22 protein-coding genes are annotated in these 23,753 nt (G+C 68.2%); 16 read left to right on the forward strand and 6 right to left on the reverse strand.

Features of this window, described 5'->3' with window-relative positions; all coding sequences use genetic code 11:
- Positions 1-51: 51 nt before the first annotated feature.
- The 3 genes from ACFOY2_RS35190 to ACFOY2_RS35200 form a co-directional block, all read right to left on the reverse strand.
- A complete protein-coding gene (locus ACFOY2_RS35190; protein ID WP_379532429.1) occupies positions 52-1,251 on the reverse strand; it encodes a DegT/DnrJ/EryC1/StrS family aminotransferase in 1,200 nt (399 codons plus the stop codon).
- Positions 1,221-2,360 (reverse strand): GNAT family N-acetyltransferase, encoded by a 1,140-nt coding sequence (locus ACFOY2_RS35195; RefSeq protein ID WP_379532430.1) that lies wholly within the window; start codon positions 2,358-2,360, stop codon positions 1,221-1,223. The genes ACFOY2_RS35190 and ACFOY2_RS35195 overlap by 31 nt, the downstream gene beginning before the upstream one ends.
- 252 nt (positions 2,361-2,612) lie before the next feature.
- A complete protein-coding gene (locus ACFOY2_RS35200; protein ID WP_357826763.1) occupies positions 2,613-2,735 on the reverse strand; it encodes a hypothetical protein in 123 nt (40 codons plus the stop codon).
- A 186-nt stretch (positions 2,736-2,921) separates the two neighbouring features.
- On the opposite strand from ACFOY2_RS35200, the gene ACFOY2_RS35205 reads away from it, so the two are divergent.
- Genes ACFOY2_RS35205 through ACFOY2_RS35220 form a run of 4 tightly spaced genes read left to right on the forward strand, consistent with a single transcriptional unit; the run spans position 2,922 to position 7,963 of the window.
- Entirely contained in the window at positions 2,922-3,395 is a 474-nt protein-coding gene (locus ACFOY2_RS35205) for an NAD(P)H-dependent oxidoreductase subunit E (RefSeq protein WP_379532431.1), read from the forward strand.
- Positions 3,392-4,942, forward strand: a complete 1,551-nt coding sequence (locus ACFOY2_RS35210) for a formate dehydrogenase beta subunit (protein ID WP_379532432.1) — start codon at positions 3,392-3,394, stop codon at positions 4,940-4,942. Before ACFOY2_RS35205 ends, ACFOY2_RS35210 begins: the two co-directional genes overlap by 4 nt.
- Positions 4,939-7,725 carry a formate dehydrogenase subunit alpha gene (gene fdhF, locus ACFOY2_RS35215; protein ID WP_379532433.1) on the forward strand — a complete coding sequence of 929 codons (2,787 nt, stop codon included), beginning with the start codon at positions 4,939-4,941 and terminating at the stop codon, positions 7,723-7,725. Before ACFOY2_RS35210 ends, fdhF begins: the two co-directional genes overlap by 4 nt.
- A 4-nt stretch (positions 7,726-7,729) precedes the next feature.
- Complete coding sequence (locus ACFOY2_RS35220) at positions 7,730-7,963, forward strand: formate dehydrogenase subunit delta (protein WP_379532434.1); 234 nt, start codon at positions 7,730-7,732, stop codon at positions 7,961-7,963.
- Positions 7,964-8,013: 50 nt separating this feature from the next.
- On the opposite strand, the gene rfbB is transcribed toward ACFOY2_RS35220, so the two are convergent.
- Positions 8,014-8,994 carry a dTDP-glucose 4,6-dehydratase gene (gene rfbB / locus ACFOY2_RS35225; protein WP_379532435.1) on the reverse strand — a complete coding sequence of 327 codons (981 nt, stop codon included), beginning with the start codon at positions 8,992-8,994 and terminating at the stop codon, positions 8,014-8,016.
- A gap of 146 nt (positions 8,995-9,140) precedes the next feature.
- Positions 9,141-10,610: an MFS transporter gene (locus ACFOY2_RS35230; protein ID WP_379532436.1), complete on the reverse strand. Its 1,470-nt coding sequence runs from the start codon at positions 10,608-10,610 to the stop codon at positions 9,141-9,143.
- A 150-nt stretch (positions 10,611-10,760) separates the two neighbouring features.
- Here ACFOY2_RS35230 and ACFOY2_RS35235 point away from each other — a divergent pair, with 150 nt between their 5' ends.
- A complete protein-coding gene (locus ACFOY2_RS35235) occupies positions 10,761-11,669 on the forward strand; it encodes a helix-turn-helix transcriptional regulator (protein WP_379532437.1) in 909 nt (302 codons plus the stop codon).
- On the opposite strand, the gene ACFOY2_RS35240 is transcribed toward ACFOY2_RS35235, so the two are convergent.
- Positions 11,642-12,898 carry a calcium:proton antiporter gene (locus ACFOY2_RS35240; protein WP_379532438.1) on the reverse strand — a complete coding sequence of 419 codons (1,257 nt, stop codon included), beginning with the start codon at positions 12,896-12,898 and terminating at the stop codon, positions 11,642-11,644. The two genes, ACFOY2_RS35235 and ACFOY2_RS35240, sit on opposite strands and share 28 nt — an antisense overlap.
- A 286-nt stretch (positions 12,899-13,184) precedes the next feature.
- On the opposite strand from ACFOY2_RS35240, the gene ACFOY2_RS35245 reads away from it, so the two are divergent.
- The 11 genes from ACFOY2_RS35245 (at position 13,185) to ACFOY2_RS35295 (ending at position 23,724) form a co-directional block, all read left to right on the forward strand.
- Positions 13,185-14,003: an aminoglycoside phosphotransferase family protein gene (locus ACFOY2_RS35245; RefSeq protein WP_379532439.1), complete on the forward strand. Its 819-nt coding sequence runs from the start codon at positions 13,185-13,187 to the stop codon at positions 14,001-14,003.
- 152 nt (positions 14,004-14,155) lie between these two features.
- Positions 14,156-15,712: a histidine ammonia-lyase gene (gene hutH, locus ACFOY2_RS35250; RefSeq protein WP_379532440.1), complete on the forward strand. Its 1,557-nt coding sequence runs from the start codon at positions 14,156-14,158 to the stop codon at positions 15,710-15,712.
- Positions 15,702-17,255, forward strand: coding sequence for a 4-hydroxyphenylacetate 3-hydroxylase N-terminal domain-containing protein (locus ACFOY2_RS35255; protein WP_379532441.1), 1,554 nt, complete (start codon positions 15,702-15,704; stop codon positions 17,253-17,255). Before hutH ends, ACFOY2_RS35255 begins: the two co-directional genes overlap by 11 nt.
- A gap of 56 nt (positions 17,256-17,311) precedes the next feature.
- Positions 17,312-17,836, forward strand: coding sequence for a flavin reductase (locus ACFOY2_RS35260; protein ID WP_379532442.1), 525 nt, complete (start codon positions 17,312-17,314; stop codon positions 17,834-17,836).
- A 4-nt stretch (positions 17,837-17,840) separates the two neighbouring features.
- Positions 17,841-18,758: a LysR family transcriptional regulator gene (locus ACFOY2_RS35265; RefSeq protein ID WP_379532443.1), complete on the forward strand. Its 918-nt coding sequence runs from the start codon at positions 17,841-17,843 to the stop codon at positions 18,756-18,758.
- A complete protein-coding gene (locus ACFOY2_RS35270) occupies positions 18,755-19,612 on the forward strand; it encodes a fumarylacetoacetate hydrolase family protein (protein ID WP_379532444.1) in 858 nt (285 codons plus the stop codon). The genes ACFOY2_RS35265 and ACFOY2_RS35270 overlap by 4 nt, the downstream gene beginning before the upstream one ends.
- The gene (locus ACFOY2_RS35275) at positions 19,609-21,045 is read left to right on the forward strand and encodes a metal-dependent hydrolase family protein (protein WP_379532445.1); all 1,437 of its coding nucleotides are present in this window, start codon (positions 19,609-19,611) and stop codon (positions 21,043-21,045) included. The genes ACFOY2_RS35270 and ACFOY2_RS35275 overlap by 4 nt, the downstream gene beginning before the upstream one ends.
- Positions 21,042-21,530: a RidA family protein gene (locus tag ACFOY2_RS35280; RefSeq protein WP_379532446.1), complete on the forward strand. Its 489-nt coding sequence runs from the start codon at positions 21,042-21,044 to the stop codon at positions 21,528-21,530. Before ACFOY2_RS35275 ends, ACFOY2_RS35280 begins: the two co-directional genes overlap by 4 nt.
- A gap of 44 nt (positions 21,531-21,574) precedes the next feature.
- A complete protein-coding gene (locus tag ACFOY2_RS35285) occupies positions 21,575-22,375 on the forward strand; it encodes an alpha/beta fold hydrolase (protein WP_379532447.1) in 801 nt (266 codons plus the stop codon).
- A gap of 66 nt (positions 22,376-22,441) precedes the next feature.
- A complete protein-coding gene (locus ACFOY2_RS35290) occupies positions 22,442-22,963 on the forward strand; it encodes a MarR family winged helix-turn-helix transcriptional regulator (protein WP_379532448.1) in 522 nt (173 codons plus the stop codon).
- Positions 22,964-23,058: 95 nt separating this feature from the next.
- Entirely contained in the window at positions 23,059-23,724 is a 666-nt protein-coding gene (locus tag ACFOY2_RS35295) for an SDR family NAD(P)-dependent oxidoreductase (protein ID WP_379532449.1), read from the forward strand.
- The last annotated feature ends 29 nt before the right edge of the window (positions 23,725-23,753 follow it).

Genomic DNA, 23,753 nt, shown 5'->3' on the forward strand with positions numbered 1-23,753 from the left:
TCACGACGCACACGCGCGCGAAGGCGGCCCGGCAGGGTGCCGTGCGCCGGGTCAGTTTCCAAGGTCATCGGGTACGCTGGCCGGGGTTGTGCCGAGCTCGGTGAGCAGCCGGACCATGCGGTGGGCCCGCAGCGGGTCGACTGGCAGGACATGGCGTGTCCACCAACGGGCGTGGGCCGGGGTGGGAGCGGGGCGCATGCCGGTCAGGTAGTCGTTGAGCGGCGGGTCGTAGATGAACCCGGGCACGACGCCTCGCCGCTCGAGGGCGCGTACCACGTCATCGCGCCGGCGGACCAGGAGGGGGACGCGCAGCAGTGGGAGCGCCTCTGCCTCCCGTACGCCTTCGGCGGCCCATGGTGTCGCGCGCAGCACCCGCACACCCGTGATCCTGCGCTCCCGCTCGCGGTCGGCCGCCCGCAGCCGCGTCATCTGATAGTGGCGTAACAGGCCCGCCTGGCGCATGCGCCACTTGGTCAGGTCGATGCTGAGCCAGCGGTTCAGCGACGTCAGGCCGGCGTCTTCGTCGGTCCCGGCCACGCGTAAGGCCGAGCGCAGTTCCTGTTCACGGATGGCCAGCCGGTGCCCGGTCCATCGCGTGATGCCCAGTGACGTCATCGCCTGCCACACAGGCCGGACGAGGCGGGCCTTGGTGATGGCCTCGCGGGCCATCGGCCGTAGCACGCCGAGGATCTGGTCCTGCCAGGCGCCAGGTTGAAGCAGGGCATCCCTGGTCACCTTCGCCTCGGCGAGCTTGGCGGTGTCAGCGCTGGTCAGAAAACCGCCCGACATGGCGCGCGCGTGCTTTGCCAGGCTGAGGACGCCGACGTCGCCGAAGGTGCCCAAGGGCCGGCCTGCCACATCGATGCCCAGAGCGTGAGCGGCGTCGTCGATGAGGGTCACTCCCCTGCTCCGGCACGCCTCCTCCAGCTCCGCGACTTGATCGGGCTGACCGTACAGGTGCGTGGTGAGGACACCCGACAGTCCGGCCCAGTCGACCTTGGCCAGGTCGATGTTGCCGTCGCGCGTGCTGATCGGAGCCATGACCGGGTTCAGCCCGGCCGCCAGAATGACGAACAGGACGGTCTCACAGTTGGTGGGTGAGAGCAGGAGCCGATCGCCTGGGCTGAGCCAATGGCGCAGGGCCAGGTAGAGGCCCAGCCGGGCGGAGGGCACATGGAGGCACTGCCGGCCGAGCCTGATGCTCATCGCCGCTTCCACGGTCATGACGTGCTCCGCCACCGGCCACGCCATCGCATCACCTGATCGGCCCGACGATACAGGGCAGGCGTGTCCAGGACGAGCCGCCGTAACCGGTGGACGGGCTGGGTACTCCAGCGGTGCACGACAGCGGTGGCAGTAGGGCGGCGGACTACCCCCTCGGCCACCGTCCCGCTGTCGTTGCTCAACGCGTCCTTGTACTCGGAGTCCGCCTTCACGCTGAGGTCGATGGCGCGGATGCCGGCCGATGCGGCGGCTTCAGCCATCCTCAGGTGCTGTATCAAGCCAGGTGAGTACCGCGCCGCATCAGGGTCGTAGGCGGGGAACCAGCCGGCGAGCGTCGTGGCGGTGCGGATGCCGAAGTGCCCGGCGACCGGCCGGCCGTCGGCGTACAACATCGACAGGTGGCCCGCGAAGTCGGGGGTGTTCATGGCGTGGAGCCGTTCCACGAGTTCGACCACCCATGCCCGGGAGAAGCGGTCCGCGCGTCCCTTGGCGAGGTACTGCTGGGACTTCCAGCGGCGCAGCAGCCTGAACTGGGCTTCGTCCGCGGTGTCGAGGTCGAAGCTCACTGTGCCGAGGTCTCGTCCCAGCTTTCGTTCCTTGTAGAGGGTCGACCTCAGAAACTTCGGGGACCTTTCCCGCAGTGCCGTCAGATAGGCGGGAAACCCGTCGGCGAGGTTGAGAACCGCGGTTTCCATCCGTGACTGGGCGCATGAAGCCAGCCATGGCTGCTGGGCCGCCAAACAGCCGAAATTCCACACATGCAGGCCGGCGCCTTCAAGCAGAACACGCGCGTCGATGCCGACGTCGGGCCGGTGCACGACGCCCTGGCAGAGCGACACCCAAGAGGCGACCCCGCTTCCGATACCGCCTTTACGACGCTCGAACGGGAAGAACGCCGCAAATCCCCTGTCGTCTTGGAGCACAGCCACCCGGACGTCGCGCCGCACGTCACCGGCGGCGATGGTGAATTCAGGGCTGAGAAAGGGGTTGTCCAGATGTGGTTGCGCCCGCTGCATCAGCCGCCATGCCGACGTCGCCTCCCCGGTCAGCTCGCCGGGCTTGACGACGTCAACGGGGCCCGCGCGTTCCATACGACGCTGGTGCGCCGCCTTCTGAAAGTAATACGTGAAGTCCAACAGATTGACCCCCTCCGGTGATGAGACGGCACGCTTCTGGCCGGCCCGCTGCCCGCACGTCGGACGGCAACATCACCAAGGGTTCGTGTGGTGGAGGCTCGTTCGTGTCGCGCACGAAGATGGTCTCGGGCGGGTGGCGAAGACGTCCACATGGGAGTTGACCATCATGGGCAGGGGGCCCCTTGCCATCACGACCGCCCCCGGCTGTTCGACTGATCAAAACTGACAGTTGCGCGCCCCGAATCGCACCCACTAGCGCAGCAGCAGGTTGATGACTAGGGTCAGCAGGATCGACAGCACGATCGATATGACGATCATGGCGAGACACCCCGCCCAGCCGCCCAACGGCCGCACGTCCCAGTTCCCGAATCTCACGACGGGACGCCTACCCAGCCCATATACACAAAAACCGGCAGATCAGTGCTTCAGCGCCGCGGGCTCGCAGTCTGTCCGACCTGTGTTGATAGGCGTAGCCTTTCAAGCGATAGAAGAAAGTGATTGGACGCACCCGCCGACTATGCGTGACCGTGCAGGTGCAAGCATTCGATCGAAAGGCTGGTCATGACGTCGTCGCCGACGCAGTCTCTTGAAGATCGAGTACGCTCGGTCGTCGCGCGGCATGCCGACGACCGAGGTGCTCTGCTGCCGATCCTGCACAGCCTCATGGAGGATCTGGGGCATATAGATCCTGCGGTGATCCCGATCCTGGCGGACGAGCTGAACCTGTCGAGAGCCGATGTGCACGGCGTCGTCACCTTCTACCACGACTTCCGCCAGAGCGCGCCGGGCCGTACCACGGTCCGGATCTGCCGGGCGGAGGCGTGCCAGGCGGTGGGCGCGGCCGAGCTGGTCGAACGGGCGAGGAACCGGCTCGGCGTCGGCCTCGGGGAGACCACGCCGGACGGGGCGATCACCCTGGAACAGGTCTTCTGCCTCGGCAACTGCGCGACGGGCCCGTCCGTCCAGGTCGGCGACCGGCTGTACGGCAGGGTCGCGCCGCAGCAGCTCGACCGCCTCCTGGGGGTTTCCACGTGATCGACGAGCCTGTGACCGTCTACGTCCCGCGCGACTCCGCCGCCCGTTCCGTGGGGGCCGACCAGGTCGCCGAGCGGATCGCCGAAGCGGCCGGTCCCAGGGCCCAGGTCGTGCGCAACGGCTCTCGCGGCATGCTGTGGCTCGAACCGCTGGTCGAAGTGGCGACGCCGGCCGGCCGGGTGGCGTACGGGCCGGTGACCCCGGACGACGTCGAGGACCTGCTCGCGGCGGGACTGCTGGACGGCGCGTCGCACCGGCTGTGCCTCGGCCCGACTGAGGAGATCGCCTGGCTGCGCGACCAGAGGCGGGTGACCTTCACCCGGGTCGGCGTCATCGACCCGGTCTCCCCCGACGACTACATCGCCCACGGCGGGCTCGCCGGGCTGCGGCGCGCGCTGTCCCTCACCCCCGAGCAGGTAGTGGCCGAGGTGACCGACTCCGGGCTGCGCGGCCGAGGCGGCGCGGGCTTCCCCGCGGGCATCAAGTGGAAGACCGTGCTCGGCGCCGCGTCGGAGCTGAAGTTCGTCTGCTGCAACGCCGACGAGGGCGACAGTGGCACCTTCGCCGACCGGATGCTGATGGAGGGCGACCCGTTCGCCCTCATCGAGGGGATGACGATCGCCGCCTGGGCGGTCGGGGCGAGCGAGGGCTACATCTACGTCCGCTCCGAGTACCCCGACGCCGTGGCCACGCTGCGCGCGGCGATCGACACCGCCTATGCGAAGGGCTGGCTCGGCAAGCGGGTCCTCGACCACGACTTCACCTTCAACCTGTTCGTCCGGGTCGGTGGCGGCGCCTACATCTGCGGTGAGGAAACCTCCATGCTGGAGAGCTTGGAGGGAAAGCGCGGCATGGTGCGCGCCAAGCCGCCGATCCCGGCCCTGGAGGGCCTGTTCGGCAAACCCACCGTGGTGAACAACGTGCTGACCCTGGGCTCGGTGCCGATGATCCTGGCCGATGGCGCGCAGGCGTTCGCGGAGCTCGGGGTGGGCCGCTCACGCGGCACCCAGGTCTTCCAGCTCGGCGGTAACGTCGCCCGCGGCGGCATCGTGGAGACCGCTTTCGGCATCACCCTCGGCGAGCTGGTGGAGGGGTACGGCGGCGGCACCCGCTCAGGCCGGCCGGTGCGGGCCGTGCAGGTCGGCGGGCCGCTCGGCGCCTACCTGCCGACGTCCCGGTTCGACCTGCCCATGGACTATGAGGCGTTCGCCGCGGCGAACGCGATGGTGGGCCACGGCGGCGTGGTGGTCTTCGACGACACCGTGGACATGGCGGGGCAGGCCAGGTTCGCCATGGAGTTCTGCGCCGCCGAGTCGTGCGGCAAGTGCACCCCGTGCCGGGTCGGCGCGGTGCGCGGGGTCGAGGTCATCGACCGCATCGTCGCGGGCGAGAACAGGGGCGGTAACCTGAAGCTGCTCAACGACCTGTGCCACCTGATGACCGAGGGCTCTCTCTGCGCGATGGGCGGCCTGACGCCCATGCCGGTGCGAAGCGCCCTCACCCACTTCCCCGGCGACTTCGGAGCGACGACGGAGGAACAGCGATGAGCCTGATCAAGGAGCAGGACTACGGCACTCCGGCGCGCTCGGGCGAGCCGAGCGTGTCCGTGGAGATCGACGGTAAGCGGGTGCTGGTCCCGGAGGGGACCTCGGTGATGCGCGCCGCGGCCGAGTGCGGCATCGACATCCCGAAGTTGTGCGCCACCGACAACCTGGAACCCTTCGGCTCGTGCCGCCTGTGCCTGGTCGACATCGACGGCCGCAAGGGCTCCCCCGCCTCGTGCACCACCCCGGTGGCCGAGGGGATGAAGGTGCGCACCCAGACGCCCGAGCTGGCGCAGCTGCGCCGCGGCGTCATGGAGCTGTACATCTCCGACCACCCGCTCGATTGCCTGACCTGTCCCGCCAACGGCGACTGCGAGCTGCAGGACATGGCCGGCGTGGTCGGCCTGCGGGAGGTCCGTTACGGCTTCGACGGCGAAAACCACCTCGACCTGCCGACCGACAGCACCAACCCCTACTTCGACTTCGACGCGAGCAAGTGCATCGCCTGCTCGCGCTGCGTGCGCGCCTGCGGTGAGGTGCAGGGCACCTTCGCCCTGACGATCGAGGGCCGAGGGTTCGAGTCGAAGGTCGCCGCCGGCGCCGGCGGCACGTTCATGGAGTCCGACTGCGTCTCCTGCGGCGCCTGTGTGCAGGCCTGCCCGACCTCCACGCTGCAGGAGCGGTCCGTGGTCGAGCTCGGCATGCCCACCCGCAGCGTGATCACCACCTGCGCCTACTGCGGCGTGGGCTGCTCGTTCAAGGCCGAACTGCGCGGCGACGAGGTCGTGCGCATGGTGCCGTACAAGGACGGCAAGGCCAACGAGGGGCATTCCTGCGTCAAGGGCCGCTTCGCCTTCGGCTACGCCTCGCACCCCGACCGGCAGCTCAAGCCGATGGTGCGCGAGCGGATCACCGACCCCTGGCGCGAGGTGGAGTGGGAGGAGGCCATCGGCCACGTCGGCCGCCGGATGATGGAGATCCAGGCCAGGCACGGCGCCGGCGCGATCGGCGGCATCAGTTCCTCCCGGTGCACCAACGAGGAGGTCTACGTCGTCCAGAAGATGGTGCGCGCCGCCTTCGGCAACAACAACGTGGACACCTGCGCCCGCGTCTGCCACTCGCCGACCGGCTACGGGCTCAAGCAGACGTACGGCACGTCGGCCGGCACCCAGGACTTCAAGTCCGTGGACAAGGCCGACGTCATCCTGGTCATCGGGGCGAACCCGACCGACGCCCACCCGGTGTTCGGCTCGCGGATCAAGCGCCGGCTGCGCCAGGGCGCCAAGCTCATCGTCGCCGACCCGCGCCGGATCGATTTGGTGCGCTCCCCGCACGTCCAGGCCGAACACCACCTGCGGGTGCTGCCCGGCACCAACGTGGCGTTGATCAACGCCATGAGCCACGTGGTGGTGACCGAGGGCCTGGTGGACCGGGAGTTCGTCGACGAGCGCTGCGAGGACTTCGCCGAGTGGGAGCGGTTCATCTCCGCCCCCGAGCACAGCCCCGAGGCGGTCGAGTCGATCACCGGCATCCCCGCGGCCGAGCTGCGGGCCGCGACCCGCCTGTACGCGGGCGCGCGCAACGCCACCATCATGTACGGCCTCGGCGTCACCGAGCACAGCCAGGGTTCGACCATGGTGATGGGCATGGCCAACCTGGCCATGGCCACCGGCAACATCGGACGCGAGGGCGTCGGGGTGAACCCGCTGCGCGGGCAGAACAATGTGCAGGGCTCGTGCGACATGGGATCCTTCCCGCACGAGTTGCCCGGCTACCGGCACATCTCCGACGACGTCGTGCGCGGCACCTTCGAGACGCTGTGGGGCCGGGTGCTGCACCCCGAGCCGGGCCTGCGCATCCCCAACATGTTCGACGCCGCCCTCGACGGCACGTTCATGGGCCTGTTCGTGCAGGGCGAGGACATCGTTCAGTCCGACCCGAACACCAAGCACGTCACCGCCGCCCTGTCGGCGATGGACCTGGTGGTCGTGCAGGACCTGTTCCTCAACGAGACCTCGAAGTACGCGCACGTCTTCCTGCCCGGCACCTCGTTCCTGGAGAAGAACGGCACGTTCACCAACGCCGAGCGCCGGATCAACCGGGTCCGCCCGGTGATGGCGCCACGGACCGGCAAGCACGAGTGGGAGATCGTCTGCGAGATCGCGCAGGCGATGGGCTACCCGATGAAGTACGACGACTCCGCGCAGATCATGGACGAGATCGCGATGACCACGCCCACCTTCGCGGGGGTGTCGTTCGCCAAGCTCGACCAGGTCGGCAGCGTCCAGTGGCCGTGCAACGACGCGGCGCCCGAGGGCACCCCGATCATGCACATCGACGGGTTCGTGCGCGGCAAGGGCCGGTTCGTGACGACCGACTACGTCCCGACCCAGGAACGCAGCACCCGCAAGTTCCCGCTGATCCTGACGACGGGACGCATCCTGTCGCAGTACAACGTGGGCGCCCAGACCCGCCGTACCGGGAACACCGCCTGGCATCCGGAGGACCTGCTGGAGATGCACCCGCACGACGCCGAGGTGCGCGGCATCCGCGACGGCGACACCGTGGCGCTGGCCAGCCGGGTCGGCGAGACCAGCCTCCGGGTGAAGATCGCCGAGCGTATGCCGGTCGGGGTGGTCTACACGACCTTCCACCACCCGGTGACCGGCGCGAACGTCGTGACCACGGAGAACTCCGACTGGGCGACCAACTGTCCCGAGTACAAGGTGACCGCGGTCCAGGTGTCACTGAAGCACCCTGTCTCGGCCCCCGCACCGGTGAAGTGATCACGTGACCACGACGCAGACGCCCCCGCACATCCGCCTGTCGAACGAGATCGCGGCGCAGTTCAGAAGCCGCGACCCGGCCTGGGCGGCCGAGCAGATCGCCGCCCACATCCGCTCCTTCTGGGATCCCCGGATGAGGGCCAGGCTGCTCGCCGACGCGGGCGCCGACGACGGCCGGCTCGACCCGCTCGTCGTGGCCGCCGCCGCGCTTCTGCCCCCGGCGCGCGAGAACGCCTGAGAGGCACACCGGCCCGGCGTGTCACCCCCGCCGGGCCGGCTCCGCCGCTGTCACCGCAGGGCCGGCACCCCTGCGGTCTTCAGCGGCTCCCACCAGTCGCGGTTGTCCACGTACCAGGCGACGGTCTCGGCCAGGCCCTCGGTGAAGTCCTTGCGCGGCCGGTACCCCAGCTCTGTCCCGATCTTGGTCCAGTCGACGCTGTAGCGGCGGTCGTGCCCCTTGCGGTCCTCGACGTGCTCGACCATGTCCCAGCCCGCGCCGCAGGCCGCCAGCAGCAGCTCGGTGAGGCGCCGGTTGGTGAGCTCCGTGCCGCCGCCGATGTTGTAGACCTCGCCGGGACGGCCGGCGCCGCGCACGAGCTCGATCCCCCGTACGTGGTCGTCGATGTGCAGCCAGTCGCGGACGTGGAGCCCGTCGCCGTACAGCGGCACCTTCCGGCCGTCCATCAGATTCGTGATGAACAGCGGGATGACCTTCTCGGGGTAGTGGTGGTGCCCGTAGTTGTTCGAGCACCGGGTCAGGCGCACGTCCAGGCCGTGGGTGTGGTGGTAGGACAGGGCGATCAGGTCCGAGGCGGCCTTGGAGGCGGCGTAGGGGGAGCTGGGGCGCAGCGGGTCGTCCTCGCGCGAGGAACCCTCGGGGACCGAGCCGTAGACCTCGTCCGTCGAGACGTGCACGAAGGTGTCCAGGCCGGAGCGCAGCGCGGCGTCCAGCAGCGTCTGGGTGCCGACGACGTTGGTGCGCACGAACTCGCCCGCGCTCTCGATCGAGCGGTCCACGTGGGACTCGGCGGCAAAGTGCACGACGTGGTCGTGCTCGGCCACGAGCGCGCCGACCAGGCCGGCGTCACAGACGTCCCCGCGGACGAACCGGAAGCGGTCGTTCCCTTCGACGCCGGCGAGATTGGCCGGGTTTCCCGCGTAGGTCAGCTTGTCCAGCACGGTGACCCGCTCGCAGCCGTCGTGGCCGAGCAGGGTCCGTACGTAGTGGGAGCCGATGAATCCGGCGCCCCCGGTGACAAGAATCTTCAAGCGACCTCCATGATGTAGCGGCCGTACGACGAGTCCGTCGGGTCCGTGCCCAGTTTGTAGCAGGAGCCGGAGTCGATGAAACCCATGCGCAGAGGGATCTTGATCCCCTGCCGGTGTTCCACGGTGCGGACGCGGCATCGAGCAGGTCAACGCTGAGGTGCCGTTCCTGCGGGCGTCCGCGCCCGCCCGGATGCCCGCAGGAACACCCCGAGCAGCACCGCGGCGAGGACGCACGCCGCCGCGTTCACGGTCAGGGCGAGGCTGACCCCATGCAGCACGGTGTGCGGGGTCTGGCCGCCGAGGGCATTGATCCGCGCGGTGGCGAGCGCGGACATGATCGGAATGCCCATCGTGATACCGATCTGCTGGCTCATCGTCGCCAGGCCGGTGGCCAGACCCTGCTCCTCATCGGGCAGCCCGGACGTCGCGGTGACCATGAAGGCGACGATCGCGACCAGGTTGGCGACTCCGCCGACGAAGGTCGTGGCCAGCAGGACGACGATCCACCAGGGCCGATCATCCAGGAAGACCAGTGGGAGGGTCGCCGCGGCCTGAAGGAGGAAACCGGCCACCAGCGCGTTCCTGTTGCCCAACGCGCCGATGATCCTGGGCCCGATGACGCCGCCGACGACGGTGCCGACGCCCAGCACGGCGAAGGACAGACCTGCCGCCAGCGGCGAATACCCCAGCACTTCTTGCAGGTAGAGCGTGAGCAGGAACACCACTGACGTCTCGGTCGCGAACGCCAGCAGGCCGGCCGCGTTGCCCCATCCGACGGTCCGCCGGCGTATGACCCGTACCGGCACCAGCGGCTGCGGCACCCGCTGTTCGATCACCCAGAAGACGATCAGCAGGACGGCGCCGGCGATGAGCGCGCCGTAGGCATGGGGGTCGCCCCAGGACTTCTGTCCGGCCTGGGTCAGCCCGTACACGATCGCCAGGAGAGCCAGGGTGACCGTGACCGCTCCGGGCACGTCGAGTGCGGGCCGGCGTTCCGGCCGGCTTTCCGACAGCACCACAGGCGCGAGCAGCAGAACCACGACCGCGACGGCGACGTTGATGTAGAACGCCCACCGCCAGCTCAGCAGATCGGTGAGCACGCCGCCGAGGATCGCGCCGGTCGTGAACCCCGCCGCCATCAACGCGCCGTTCAGGCCGAGTACCCTGTCCCGCACCGGCCCCTCCGGGAATGAGGTGGTCAGCAGCGACAGTGCCGCGGGCGTGACCGCGGCGGTCGCCAGCCCCTGTGCCACCCTGGCCACGATCAGCACCCATGGCGTCCCCGCCGAACCTCCGATCAGAGAAGAGAGGCCGAGTACGGCGATGCCGGCCAGGAACAGCCGGCGACGGCCGAACAGGTCGGCGATCCGCCCGAACAACAGGGTGAACCCCGCGGCACACAGCGAGAACGCGGTCGCGATCCACTGCAGGCCGCCCAGGGACAACCCGACGTCGGCGCCGATGGCCGGCAGGGCGACGTTGAGGATGGAGAAGTCGACGGCCAGGGTGAAACCGGCCGTCAGCAACACGGCCAGAATCAGGCGTTCTCGGCCGCCGATGCGTACGCGAGGAGAGGTGTCGTCGACACCGGCGGTCGACTGATCAGGACTGGTCATGCCAGGCGATCCCTTCCAAGAGCGATTCGGAGGAGTTCCGACTCTGGAAGAGGTCCGTGCTCGGCTGCCACACCCCGCTGAAGCGAGCACCACGCTGCCTGGCACTGACAGGGTGAGGCACGCATCCGACGCATCGGCACAATGGAGGGCATGAACGAAGCGGACGCGTCAGCCGCCGGCGCCCTTGGTGAGTTCCTGCGCAGCCGCCGGGCCCGGCTGAGCCCCGAGGACGCGGGAATCGTGTCCTACGGCGCCCGCCGCGTCCCCGGGCTACGCCGGGAGGAACTCGCCCAGCTCGCCGGCGTCAGCACCACCTACTACGCCCGCCTCGAACAGGGGCAGAGCGCCAACGCCTCCGAAACCGTCATCGACGCGATCGCCCGTGCGCTGGGCCTCGACGACGATGAGCGCACCCATCTGCATGACCTGGCGAAACCGGCGAAGAGCAAGCGGCGGCGCGCCACGCGTCCCGACACGGCCAGGCCGAGCACCGTACGCCTGATCAACGCGATGGCCGACGTCCCCGCGGTCATCATGGGCCGCCGCACCGAAGTCCTGGCCTGGAACCGCCTCGGACACGCCCTGCTGGCGGGACACTACGACTTCACCGCTCCCAGTCACCCGGACGATCGCCCCAACCTGACCCGGATGTTGTTCCTCGACCGCCACACCCGCGAGTTGTACACCCGCTGGGACGAAGAAGCCGCACGCGCCGTCGCCTCCCTGCGCCTGATCGCCGGCCGCCACCGCGACGACCGGGCGCTGGCCGACCTGGTCGGCGAACTGACCATCAAGAGCGATGAGTTCGCCGCCCTGTGGTCCAAACACCCGGTCCACAACTGCCTGTCCGGACGCAAGTACTTCCATCACCCCGAGGTCAGTCATGTCGAGCTGGATTTCGAGATCCTTCACGTGCCCGACGGCGCCGGCCATCGCCTCCTGACCTACACCGCGCACCCCGGGACACCCTCTGACACGGCGCTACGACTCCTCGCCAGCCATACGGCACTGGCCGAGCACGGGTACGGCTCTCAGGGGACGGCTGCGAGGAAGAGGTAGGACGCGCACAGCGTGAGGTGGACGCCTGCCTGGAGCAGCGTGGCGCGACCGGGGATCACGGTGAGCGCGCCGACGACAGCCGTCAGACCGAGCAGCACGATGTGGGTCGCGCCCAGTCCGAGCAGAAGCGGCCCGTCCAGCCAGATGGATGCCAGGGCGATCGTCGGGATGGTCAGGGCGATGCTGGCCATCGCCGACCCCAGGGCCAGGTTGAGGCTGATCTGCGTACGCTTGCGGTGGGCGTTGCGGGCGGCCGCGAGGGTCTCCGGCATCAGCACCAGCAGCGCGATCACCACGCCCACCACCGAGTGCGGCAGGCCCGCTCCCGTGACGGCGGCCTCGATGGTCTTGGACTCCACCTTCGCCAGCCCGACCACCGCCACGAGGGCCATGACGAGCAGCGCGAGGCTGATCAAGGTCGTGCGGGCCGACGGGACCGCGGCGTGGTCGTCGGTGTCGGCCTCCTGGTCCCCCGCGTCCGCAGGCGGCTGCCCGGTGGGGGCCGCACCGACGGCGCTCTGCGGCGCGTGCGAGGTGGAAGGCTGGACGGGCAGGAAGTAGTCACGGTGGCGAATGTTCTGGACGAACAGGAACAGGACGTACAGGGCCAGGGACGCCACGGCCGCGAAGGCGAGCTGGACGCCGGAGAATTCGGGGCCGGGGACGCTCGTCGTGAACGTGGGCAGCACCAGGCTCAGGGTCGCCAGTGTGAGCACGCTGGCCAGCGCCGGGGCGGTGCCCTTGGCGTTGAAGGCGGCGGTGCCGTTGCGCAGTGCGCTGATCAGCAGCGACAGTCCGAGGATCCCGTTACAGGTGATCATCACGGCGGCGAAGACGGTGTCGCGGGCCAGTGAGGCGGATCCCGGCCCGCCGGAGATCATCAGTGTGACGATGAGGCCGACCTCGATGACGGTGACGGCCACGGCGAGGATGAGCGAGCCGTAGGGTTCGCCGACGCGGTGGGCGACGACTTCGGCGTGGTGCACCGCGGCGATCACGCAGGCGCCCAGCAGCGCCACGACCACGATCTCGCCGAACACCGGGAGGCTGCGTTCCCACACCCCGGCCAGGGCCAGGACGGCCGCGATGGGCACGATCCTGGCGGCCAGCTCCAGCGGGGAGAGGCGGACTGCGGTGGTCGGCGAGGTGTTCAACAAAAGACCTCCGTCGATCTCGTCAGTAGGGGTGGTGGCACGCCATTGGACGACGTCGCCGATGACGGGGGACACGCGGCAGGAGACCGCATGCGGCCTGCCCGCTTTCGGTCACGTCCGTGACAGCCGCGCACGGCGGGGCGCCGGGTCCCCGCTTGCCAGTCTGACGCCGAACCCCCTGCGCCCGCTATGGGGGCTGATGCCCACTTTGTCCAGGATAGAGCATGCAGGAGCGTGGGAGGGCCGCACCGCATGGCGACCGCCCGTCCTGCCCGGCAGCCCCTCACGCAGCCTGATAACACGCTTTGAGCTGCGGTACTCTCATCCTCCGGCGGAGGGACCGAAAGGGCGAAGCGAGCGCATGGCCGACCGATTCAGCACCCACGACCTCGAGTTCGGCGACGACGTCGCGACCAAGCGATACCGGTCGTGGAACCGAGGAGAGCCCCACCGTGAATGGGCGGCGCTCACGCTCCTGGCCGAACATGCGCCTGGCCTCGCGCCCGCGCCCGTCAGCGCCACGCTCGACGCCCACCCGCCCGTGATCGTGATGAGCAAACTGCCTGGCCGTGTCCTGCGCGGCGAGCACGCCACTGACGAACAGATCAGCGCGATGGCCGCCGCTCTGAACCGGCTGCACCGGATTCCGGCTCCGGTAGTGGAGAAGGCCGAGCCCGCCCCCTGGGGACCCGCCGCGGCCGTGGACAAGGCCCGTGCCTGGGCCGGCAAAGGGCCCGACCTCGGCGACGACCCGCTTGTCCGGCAGGCGTTCCAAGCAGGAGCCGCCTGGCTGGCCTCCATCGCCCCCGGCAAGCTCACCACGAACCCGTTCCCGCCGATCCTCGGGCTGGCGGACGGAAACCACGCCAACTACCTGTGGGACGAGCACGAGCGCCGCGTATGGCTGATCGACTGGGAAGACTCCGGCCGCAATGATCGCGCCTTTGAACTCGGTGAGGTCTGCGAGCATATCTCCCGCATCGACGGCACCCTGAACACAGAGCAGCTTCTGGCCCACATCGACCTGGCGCCGGGGGAAGCCGAACGGGTGCGCGATTTTCGCTGTCTGATCGCGCTCGTCTGGTTTCTCCAGCTCGGCCCGAACGGGCCGGCGGCACCTCACAACCCGGCCGGCGCCCTGGAACTCCAGGCCGAAAGGGTTCTGCGTCTGCTCGGCTGATCGCGCTCAGCTCCCAGCCGCTGGCGACTCGCCCGCAGCCTAAGAAATAAGCCTCCGTTATGGAGCAATCCCCAAGCATTATTCGCCTTTATGGGGCAATCCAGCCACTATCGGGTGTGTCACCAATCACACAGGGGACGGCAGGAGCGCCCGTGTTGCTCACAATAGGTCCTGGGAACAACAACCTAGCCAGTTGGCGCGAGATCTACTTCGCGCGCGACCCGATAGTGGTACGCCTGAGCGATGCGGCCCGCAGCTCCGTCGAACGGTCGTATGCCCTGGCTCTGCGCCTGCTCGAAGCGGACGTTCCCATCTATGGCGTCAACACCGGCTTCGGAAGGCTGGCGAACCGGCGGATAGCGGAAGCAGACCTGGAGCGCCTGCAGGAGAACCTCGTCCTGTCGCACACCGTCGGCGTGGGCGAGCCGTTGCCGGACTCCATCGTCCGTCTGATCCTGTGCCTGAAGTTGGCGGCGCTGGCTCGGGGGGCATCCGGCACCAGGCCGGTCGTGGCCGACACGTTGACCGCCATGTGTGACCGTGGGGTTCTCCCGGTGATCCCGGCCCAGGGCTCAGTCGGCGCTTCCGGCGATCTCGCACCGCTCGCACACATGACCGCCGTGATGATCGGGCGGGGGACGGCCAGGTTCGACGGAGAAGTGCTTCCCGGTCACGAAGCGATGCGGAGGGCGGGCATCCAGCCGCTCGTGCTCGGACCCAAAGAAGGGCTGGCGCTCCTCAACGGGACCCAGGTTTCGACCGCGCTCGCGCTCGCAGGACTCTTCGAGACCGAGAACGCCCTGGCCGCCGCGCTGATCACCGGTGCGATGTCGGTCGAAGCGTCGCTCAGCTCAACTGCTCCGTTCAGTTCTGTCGTGCAGGAATTGCGACCGCACCCAGGGCAGGTGCGGGTCGCGGCCATCCTCAGACGACTGCTCCCGTCCGGGGATTATCGGGAGGCGAGTGCCGGCAACCGTATCCAGGATCCCTATTCGGTGCGTTGCATGCCGCAGGTTCTCGGCGCCTGCCTGGACCTCGTCCAGCAAGCGCGCACCACGTTGGAGATCGAAGCCAACAGCGTGACGGACAACCCCCTGCTGATCGCGGAGTCCGGTGACGTGGTGTCCGCCGGCAATTTCCACGCCGAACCGGTGGCCTTCGCGGCCGACATGCTGGCCATCGCGCTTTCGGAGATCGGCGCCATGTCGGAGCGGCGCATCGCATTCCTCACTGACCACTCATTGAGCGGGCTCCCCGCTTTCCTCACCAACGCCAGCGGGTTGACCTCGGGGTTCATGAGCCTGCAGATCGCGGCCGCCGCGCTGGCCTCCGAAACCAAACAGCGAGCGCATCCGGCCTCGATCGACAGCATTCCCACCGCGGGCAACCAGGAGGACTTCGTCTCCATGGCCACCCATGGCGCACGCAGGCTGCTCGACATGGCCGGCAACGCGTACTCCATCATCGCCATCGAATTGCTCGCCGCCACTGAAGGCATGGACCACCACGCCGGAATGCGGTCATCAGCCCGGTTGGAGAAGGTGCGTGAACTGGTGCGCCGCCACGTACGGCCGATGCGGGACGACTGGGAGTTCTCTCAGGCGGTGACGTCGGCCGGTCAACTGGTTCGCAGCGGTGACATCACCGACCGCGCCGGACTGCGCGAGGACATCCGCCTTCCCCTCGAAAGGACGATCGGTGAATTCTGAAACTGTGCCGGCCGGCATCGGTGACCAGCGCGGCAGTAACTCCAGGCCGTTCACCGGAGAGGAGTATCTGGCATCCCTTCGCGACGGGCGGACGATCTACCTCAATGGGGAGAAGGTCCCCGACGTCGTCAGTCATCCGGCGTTCCGGAACACGGCGCGGTCGATCGCCAGGCTCTATGACGCGCTGCACATGGATGAACATCGCGACGTCCTGACCACCCCGACCAACACCGGCAACGGCGGTTACACGCACCGCTTTTTCAGACCGGCCGAATCGGCGGCCGCTGTGCGCGCACAGCGCGACGCGATAGCCGCATGGTCACGGATGACCTACGGCTGGATGGGCCGGACTCCGGACTTCAAGGCCGCGTTGACGAACACGCTGGGCGCGAACAGCGATTTCTATGGCGATTTCGCAGAGAACGCGCGCCGATGGCACCACTGGTCACAGGAGGCGGTGCCGTTCATCAACCACGCGATCGTCAATCCACCGGTTGATCGCGGGAGGTCCGCGGAGACCGTCAGGGATGTGTACGTCACGATCGACGACGAGGTGGACGGCGGGATCATCGTCTCGGGCGCGAAGGTCGTCGCCACGGGGGCGGCCCTGTCACAGGTCAGCTTCGTCGGGCAGAGCGGATCGTCCGACGGCGGGGACCCGAGCATGGCCGTCATGTTCATGATGCCGATGGACTCGCCGGGATGCACGCTCATCTGCCGGACGTCGTACGAGCTCAACGCCACCAAAGCCGGCTCGGCATTCGATTATCCCCTCTCCAGCCGCTTCGACGAGAACGATTCCATCCTGGTCCTGGACAAGGTGTTCGTCCCATGGGAGAACGTCCTGATCTACAGGGACGTGGACCGTGTCCAGCGCTTTTACCGCGAGTCCGGTTTCATGCAGGGTTTCTGCCTCCAAGGCTGCACCAGGTACGCGGTCAAACTCGACTTCATGACGGGGCTCGTCGCACGTGCGCTGAAAATCACCGGAGGTGATGCCTTCCGCGGCAATCAGGCGCTGCTGGGCGAGATCGTCGGCCTGCGCAACATGTTCTGGGCTCTGTCGGACGCGATGGCGGACGGCGCCCAGCCTTGGGTCAACGGAACGGTGCTGCCGAACCTGCAGTCCGCCTTCGCCTACCGGGTGTTCGCGCCTGACGCCTTCCCCCGCGTGCGCGAGATCGTCCACAAGATCGTCGCGTCCGCGCTGGTCTACCTGCCATCGTCCGGCGCCGACCTGCTCGACGAGCAGATCGGTCCGTACCTCGACCGCTACGTCCGTGGGTCCGACGGCGTCACCGCCAACGAGCGGATCAAGGTCATGAAGCTTCTGTGGGACGCCGTCGGGACGGAATTCGCGGGCCGGCACGAACTCTACGAACGCAACTACGCCGGCAACCACGAGGAGATACGCCTGCAGTGCCTGCGCTCCGCTCACGGAAGCGGGGTCATGGCCTCCCTGGACGACCTCATCGAGCAGTGCATGCACGACTACGACGAACACGGCTGGCGTTCCCCGTCGTGGTCCGCGCCCACCCTGTAGCAAAGAAGGTGAGCCTCTTGGCGACATCACAGGTGCCGCAACCGACAGGGGCCGGCATGGCCTTCCGCGATGCGATGGCCCTCGTCGCCTCCTCCGTTCATGTCGTCACCACCGTCGCGGACGGCAATGACGCCGGCATCACCGCCACGGCCGTCTGCTCTGTCAGCGACGCACCCCCCAGCCTGCTGGTCTGCCTGAACCGCCGCAGCTACGCGCACAGCCTCATCAGCAGCAGTCGTGTTCTGGCCGTGAACACCCTCTCCTTCGACCAACTCGCCCTGGCCGCCGAATTCGCCGGACAAGGCAGCCGGGCCATGCCCGCGCGTTTCGCCCATGCGGCCTGGAGGCGCGGATCGACCGGCGTCCCCTTGCTGGTGGGGTGCCTGACGAGCTTCGACTGCCGCGTCTCCCACTCCATGGTGATGGGCACTCACGAGATGTTCGTGTGCACGGTCGTCGACATCGTTCGCTCTTCGGACCGTTGGGGTCTCGGTTACGCCGGACGCCGATACTTCAGCGTGGATCTCGATCCGGCCGCCGGGATGCCGTTGCCCCCGCGGGCCGGTCAGACACAGGTGTGAGCACATGTTCGATATCCGACTCCTTCAGACGCTGGTCGCGGTCGCCGAGCAGAAGAGCTTCGTGCGGGCGGCGGAGACTCTGCACGCCACTCAGCCGGGCGTGTCACAGCACATCGCGAAGCTGGAGGCGCACTTCGGCGTCAAGCTCTTCACGCGCGGTGGCGGCATGGTGGAGCCGACCGCGGCGGGCAAGGCCATCCTGAAGCAGGCTCACATCGTCCTGACCTCGATAAAGCGCCTGGAGAGCGAGGCGGAGTCATGGGCGCAGGGGTTCGCGGGAACCCTGAATGTCGGCCTTTCCTCCGCCGTGTTGTCGAGCGACATTCCCACGCTCCTGAGAAGATTCAAACAAGCACATCCGCGGTTCCGCTTCGAGGTCACCGTTCGAAGCGCCGACGAACTCGGCCCATTGCTCGATCTCGGCATGCTCGACGCCATGGTGACGACTCTGCCCTCGCGCGAGAACGAGCACCTCATCCATCAGGTCGGTGAGCAACGACTCGGTGTCGCCGTTCCCCCCGATCACGCGCTCGCCTCGCGCGACTCGGCCGGCATCGAGGAGTTCTTCGGCGAACGCTTCATCGTCGTGCCCAGGGATCTGCATCGTGAACTGCACGACAAGCTCATCGCGCGTTTCCACAACGCCGGACGTGCGCTCCACATCACCGCCCAAGAAGCGGCCTTCCCCAGCGTGCTCGCACGAGTGGCGCTCGGCGAGGGTGTCGGCCTCGTGCCCGCGCGGTTGGCCTACCACGGGAGCGGCGTGGCCATCGTCCCGCTCGATGAGGATTTCGTCCTGCCCATCTACTACGTGACGCGTGGTGACATCCACAACCCTGCGGAACACCTGCTCTTCAACCACCTTGTGGCCGCACCTTCCCCGTCCGCGGAACCGGCGGCCACACGAGAGGACACCCGATGAGACTCGCCAGGGTCCTGACTGACACCGGCCCGCGGATCGCGGTCATGACCGAAGCCGGCACGCGCGCGACGCTCCTGGAGGCGACACGGCTCGCTGATCTCTTCAAAGACGACGGCTGGAAACACACGGCGACGTCGGCACCGAGCAACGGCGAAGTCATCACCGATCCGGTGCTGCTGAACCTGGCCGACGAAACCACGCGCATTTTCTGCGTCGGCCACAACTATCGCCGGCACATCCAAGAGATGGGACGCCCGCTGCCCGAACACCCCACCGTCTTCTTCAAGATGAGCACGGCCACGATCGGCCCGACCGACGACATCCTGCTGCCGGCATCGTCCGCCGCGATGGATTGGGAAGTCGAACTGGCCGTCGTCGTGGCGGACGACCTTCATGACGCCCCGGAGGATCGCTGCCGTCAGGCCATCGCGGGCTACACCCTCATCAACGACGTCACGGCCAGGGATTGGCAGCACCGCACCAGCCAGTGGTTCACGGGAAAGAATTTCGAGCGGACCACTCCGCTCGGTCCCGTCATCGTCACACCCGACGAGCTTCCCCAGGACCACACGGGCCACGTCGACATCGAGATCAGCTGTGAGGTCAACGGCATCACTCGCCAGCGCGCCAGAACCGGCGACCTGGTCTTTCCCGTGCCGTCGCTGCTGGGCTACCTCTCACGAAGTGTGGGACTGCGTCCCGGCGACATCGTCGCCACCGGAACGCCCGCAGGGGTGGGGGCCGCGATGAACCCACCCACTTTCCTCCAGCCCGGCGACACGGTAAGAACCGACGCGGCCGGAATCGGAGCCTGCGTGAACCACTGCCGCCGACGCCCCGGAGGGACATCGTGACAAGTTCGTGGTTGCTCATCAAAGGCGGCCATGTCGTCGACACCGAGTCCGGGGTGGTCCGGCGGGACCAGGACGTCCTCATCCAGGACGAGACCATGGTGAAGATCGCGGCCGACATCAATCTCGCCGAGGAAGTACCGCGCGGAGAAACGATCGAGCAGATCGACGCCCACGGCAAGTACCTGTCCCCCGGCATGATCGACATGCACTGCCACATGACCTACGGGGAGAGCAACACGCAAGAGGAGCAGGACCTCTACACCAGCGTGGAACTGCGCACCCTGATCGCAGCCGCGAACCTCCGCAAGGTGCTGCGCGCCGGGTTCACCACGATCTCCCAGCCCGGCGGCAGCTACTACATCGGAGTCGGGCTCCGCGACGCTCTGGTCAGCGGGTTGATCCAGGGGCCGCGGATGCACACGGCGGGCCGCTATCTCACCACCAGCAACGGGCTCACCGACTGGTATCCGGATCACGTCGGCGTGCCAGAGGGAAGCATCGGCGTGCTGACCAACACCGTGGAGGAGATGGTCCGTGAGATCCGCCACCAGGTGAAGAACGGCGTCGACCTCATCAAGCTCGCCGACAGCCCTTTCGGCGAGTACCAGGCGTTCACCAACGACGAAATGGCCATCGCCGCAAATCTCGTCCACCAACTGAAGCGCAAGATCACCATTCACGCCCGGGGCTCCGCGGAGGTCTCGGCGGCGGTTCGCGCCGGCATGGACTGGATCATGCACGGCAACTCGATGACGCCCGAAGTCATCGAGGAACTCGCCGACTCCAAGATTCCGCTCGTGCCCACCCTCCTCCTGCTCGCCAACATCGCCGACTACGGCAGCAGAGTCGGCGTCGCGGCGCGGACCCGCGACAACGTCAAAAGGCTGCTCGACCGGACCGCCTCCACCCTGCACGACGCCCATGAGGCCGGTGTCACCTTCATGGTCGGTACGGACAGCGGCTTCGCCGTCACGCCCTACGGTGAATGGCACGCGCGAGAGCTGCAGCTCCTGCGCGACTTCGCCGGTCTGTCGACCGTCGAAGCCATGCGGGCCGCCACGACCATTCCGGCCAGGGCGCTCGGGATGGAAGGCAAGCTCGGCACCATGCGTGCCGGCGCGACAGCCGATGTGCTCGTGCTCGAGAGCGACCCGCTCCGGGACCTGTCCGTCCTGCTCAAGCCCGGCGGCATCACCGCCATCATTCAAGGCGGGCGCCCGATCGACATCGCCGACCAGGAGCAGGAGCAGCGGTGGCGCAACCTGCGCTCTCGCACGCTCTCGCACGACACCGTCCTGCGCCGTGACTTCCTCGACAACGAACCGCCGGCCGCCCCCGGCGTCAGGGATTCCGACCTCACTGACGTCTTCCACACGGTGAAGCGTTTCGAACGCGACGCCGCGATCGACATCGACCAGCAGGAGAAGGCATGACGCATGCTCAGGTGGTCCGCGAGGACTCCGTCCAGATCCAGGAAGCGCACGGGTTCCGCTTCGCCGATGGCGCGGTGCCCGCCGGCTCCCTGACGTACGCGCCCGCCAGCGTGGTGAGCGTCGGGACCGCCAAGTTCGTGTTCATCTCCGGGCACACCGGCACCGCCCCCGACAGCGCGGACCTCGATGAGCCGCCGGCGCAGGCGATCTCCCGTCAGAGCGTCACCGCCCTGAACAAGATCGAAGCGGTGCTCCACTCCCTCGGCGGCACCATGGACGACATCGTCCGCGTCCGCGTGTACGTGCGGGCTCCCCTCACCAAAGAGATCTTCGAAGCGATTCACGATGCCCGGCGGGCGTTCTTCGACGGCCCCCGTAAGCCGGCCAGTACGCTGGTCCGCATCGACGCACTCGTCCGGCCGGACGCGCTCATCGAGATCGACGCCGACGCGGTGATCACTGACCATCCCGACGTGCGGCCATGATCATCAGTTACCCCATCCGAGCCGCGGGCATCAGAAGCCGGATCGTGGAATCCGGAACCGGTCCACGGGAGATCTGGCTCATCCACGGCATCGGCGGACGCGCCGACCGTTGGCGCTCATGCCTCGAACCGCTCGCCCAAGCCGGATATCGGGTGCGCGCCGTCGACCTCCCCGGACACGGATTCGCCTCCCGTGCGGACGACGTCAGCTACACCGTGGCAGGCTTTTCCGCATTCGTGTCCGAGACCCTGGCACACCATGTCGAGGGAGAGTCGGTCACCCTGATCGGCACCTCCTTCGGCGGGCAGGTGGCGCTTCGCACGGCGCTCGATCTGCACTCCAGACCGGACTCGCCATCCCTGCACGCTCTGATACTGAGCGCCTCTACCGGAATATGCGCTCTCGGTCCGGAGGTGCGCGCGGGACTCGCCGATCGCCTCGCACAGACGGATCGCGAGACGGTCCGGTCACGTCTGGCGTTCATGACCGGGATGACCGGCACCGACCTGGACGTCCTTGTCGAGGAGGAATACCGTATCGTCACCTTCCCCGGGACTCCCCTCGCCATGCAGCGGCTTGCCACCATGGTGCGCGAGGAATTGGACGCCCAGCCACTGCTCGACTCGCTCGCGCGGCTCGCACAGACGCTACCCGTCCTGCAGGTGTGGGGCGAGGCCGACCGTTCGATCTCACCGGAGATCGGCCGGCGGATCGCCCGATGCGTGCCCGGGCTATCGTCTGTGCTGCTTCCCGGAGTGGGGCACATGCCTTACCTGCAGGCGCCCGAGCTCTTCAACAGCGAGATCCTCGGGTTCCTCGACCGGATCTCCGTCCAGCAAGCATAGAACACTCCAAGCTAAAAGTGATCCCCCCGTTGTGGGTACTCCAAGCTTGGAGCTAAGCTGGCGGGCATGGACGACTCGCGACAGCCCCGCTGGCTCGATGCGGAGGAGCAGCGGAGCTGGTACGCGCTCGCGTATGCCCTGATCCGGCTACCGGCCGCGCTGGACGCGCAGATGCAGCGCGACGCGGGCATCAGCCACTTCGAGTACCTCGTGCTGTCCGGGCTGTCGATGATGCCCGAGCGCACCCAGCGGATGAGCGACCTGGCCACCTACACCGCCAGCACCCTGTCGCGACTGTCCAACGTCGTCATCAGGCTGGAGAAACGCGGCTGGGTCTCGCGCAGGCCCGATCCCACCGACGGCCGCTACACCCTGGCCACCCTCACCGAGGACGGCCGGGCCACGGTCACCGCCGCCGCGCCCGCGCACGTCGCCGAGGTCCGCCGGCTCGTCTTCGACCCGCTGACCAAGGCCCAGCAGCAGCAGATGGGCCGCATCGCCCAGCGCATCCTGAAAACCATCGACCCTGAGGTGCCCAGCATCGAGGACTGCTTCCCCGACGCCGCGCCCCCGCTCAACGGCGAGTGAACACGCCGAGATCCCGCCTGAGGACGCCCAGCGCACCCAGGCGTAGTTCGCCGCGCCCACAGTGGCGTCCCCATCGCCCAGCAAGGAGTAGACGCATGCCTGCCATCGCCATCGTCGGTGCCGGACCCGGCATGGGACTGTCGATCGCCAAGGTCTTCGGCCGTCACGGTTTCCGGGTCGCCCTGCTCGCCCGCGGCAAGGACAACCTGGACGCCCTCGTCGCGCAGCTGGCCGCCTCCGGCATCACCGCGGCGGGCTTCCCCGCCGACGTCTGCGACCTTCCTGCGCTGACCGCGGCGCTGGCCCAGGCCGCCGAGCGCTTCGGCGGCATCGACGTCCTGGAGTATTCCCCGCACGGCGGCCTGAGCATGGTCAAGGCGCCGGAGGTGACCGTGGACAACCTCCAGCCGGCGATCCAGCACCTCCTGTACGGGGCGGTCACCGCCACCCAGGCGGTGCTGCCCGCCATGCTGGCAGCCGGCACCGGCACCCTGCTGTACACCACAGGTGGCGGCGCCATCACCCCCTATCCGATGCTCGCCACCATGAACACGGCACAGGCCGCCCTGCGCAACTGGGTCTTCAACCTCCACAACACCCTCGCCGACCAGGGCATCCACGCTGCGAACGTCGCCATCAACCTGCTGCCCAGCGCCACCGCTCCCGAAGGCGTCCCGCATGCCGACCCCGACGACATCGCCCGGGTCTACTGGGATCTGCACACCCGCCGCGACCGCCCCGAGCACCTCGTCACCGCCTGACGGCCGGCCAGTTCGGAGGACGTCCACGC

Origin of the sequence: Nonomuraea purpurea (genome assembly GCF_042650645.1) — a bacterium.
Classification (GTDB): Bacteria; Actinomycetota; Actinomycetes; order Streptosporangiales; family Streptosporangiaceae; genus Nonomuraea; species Nonomuraea purpurea.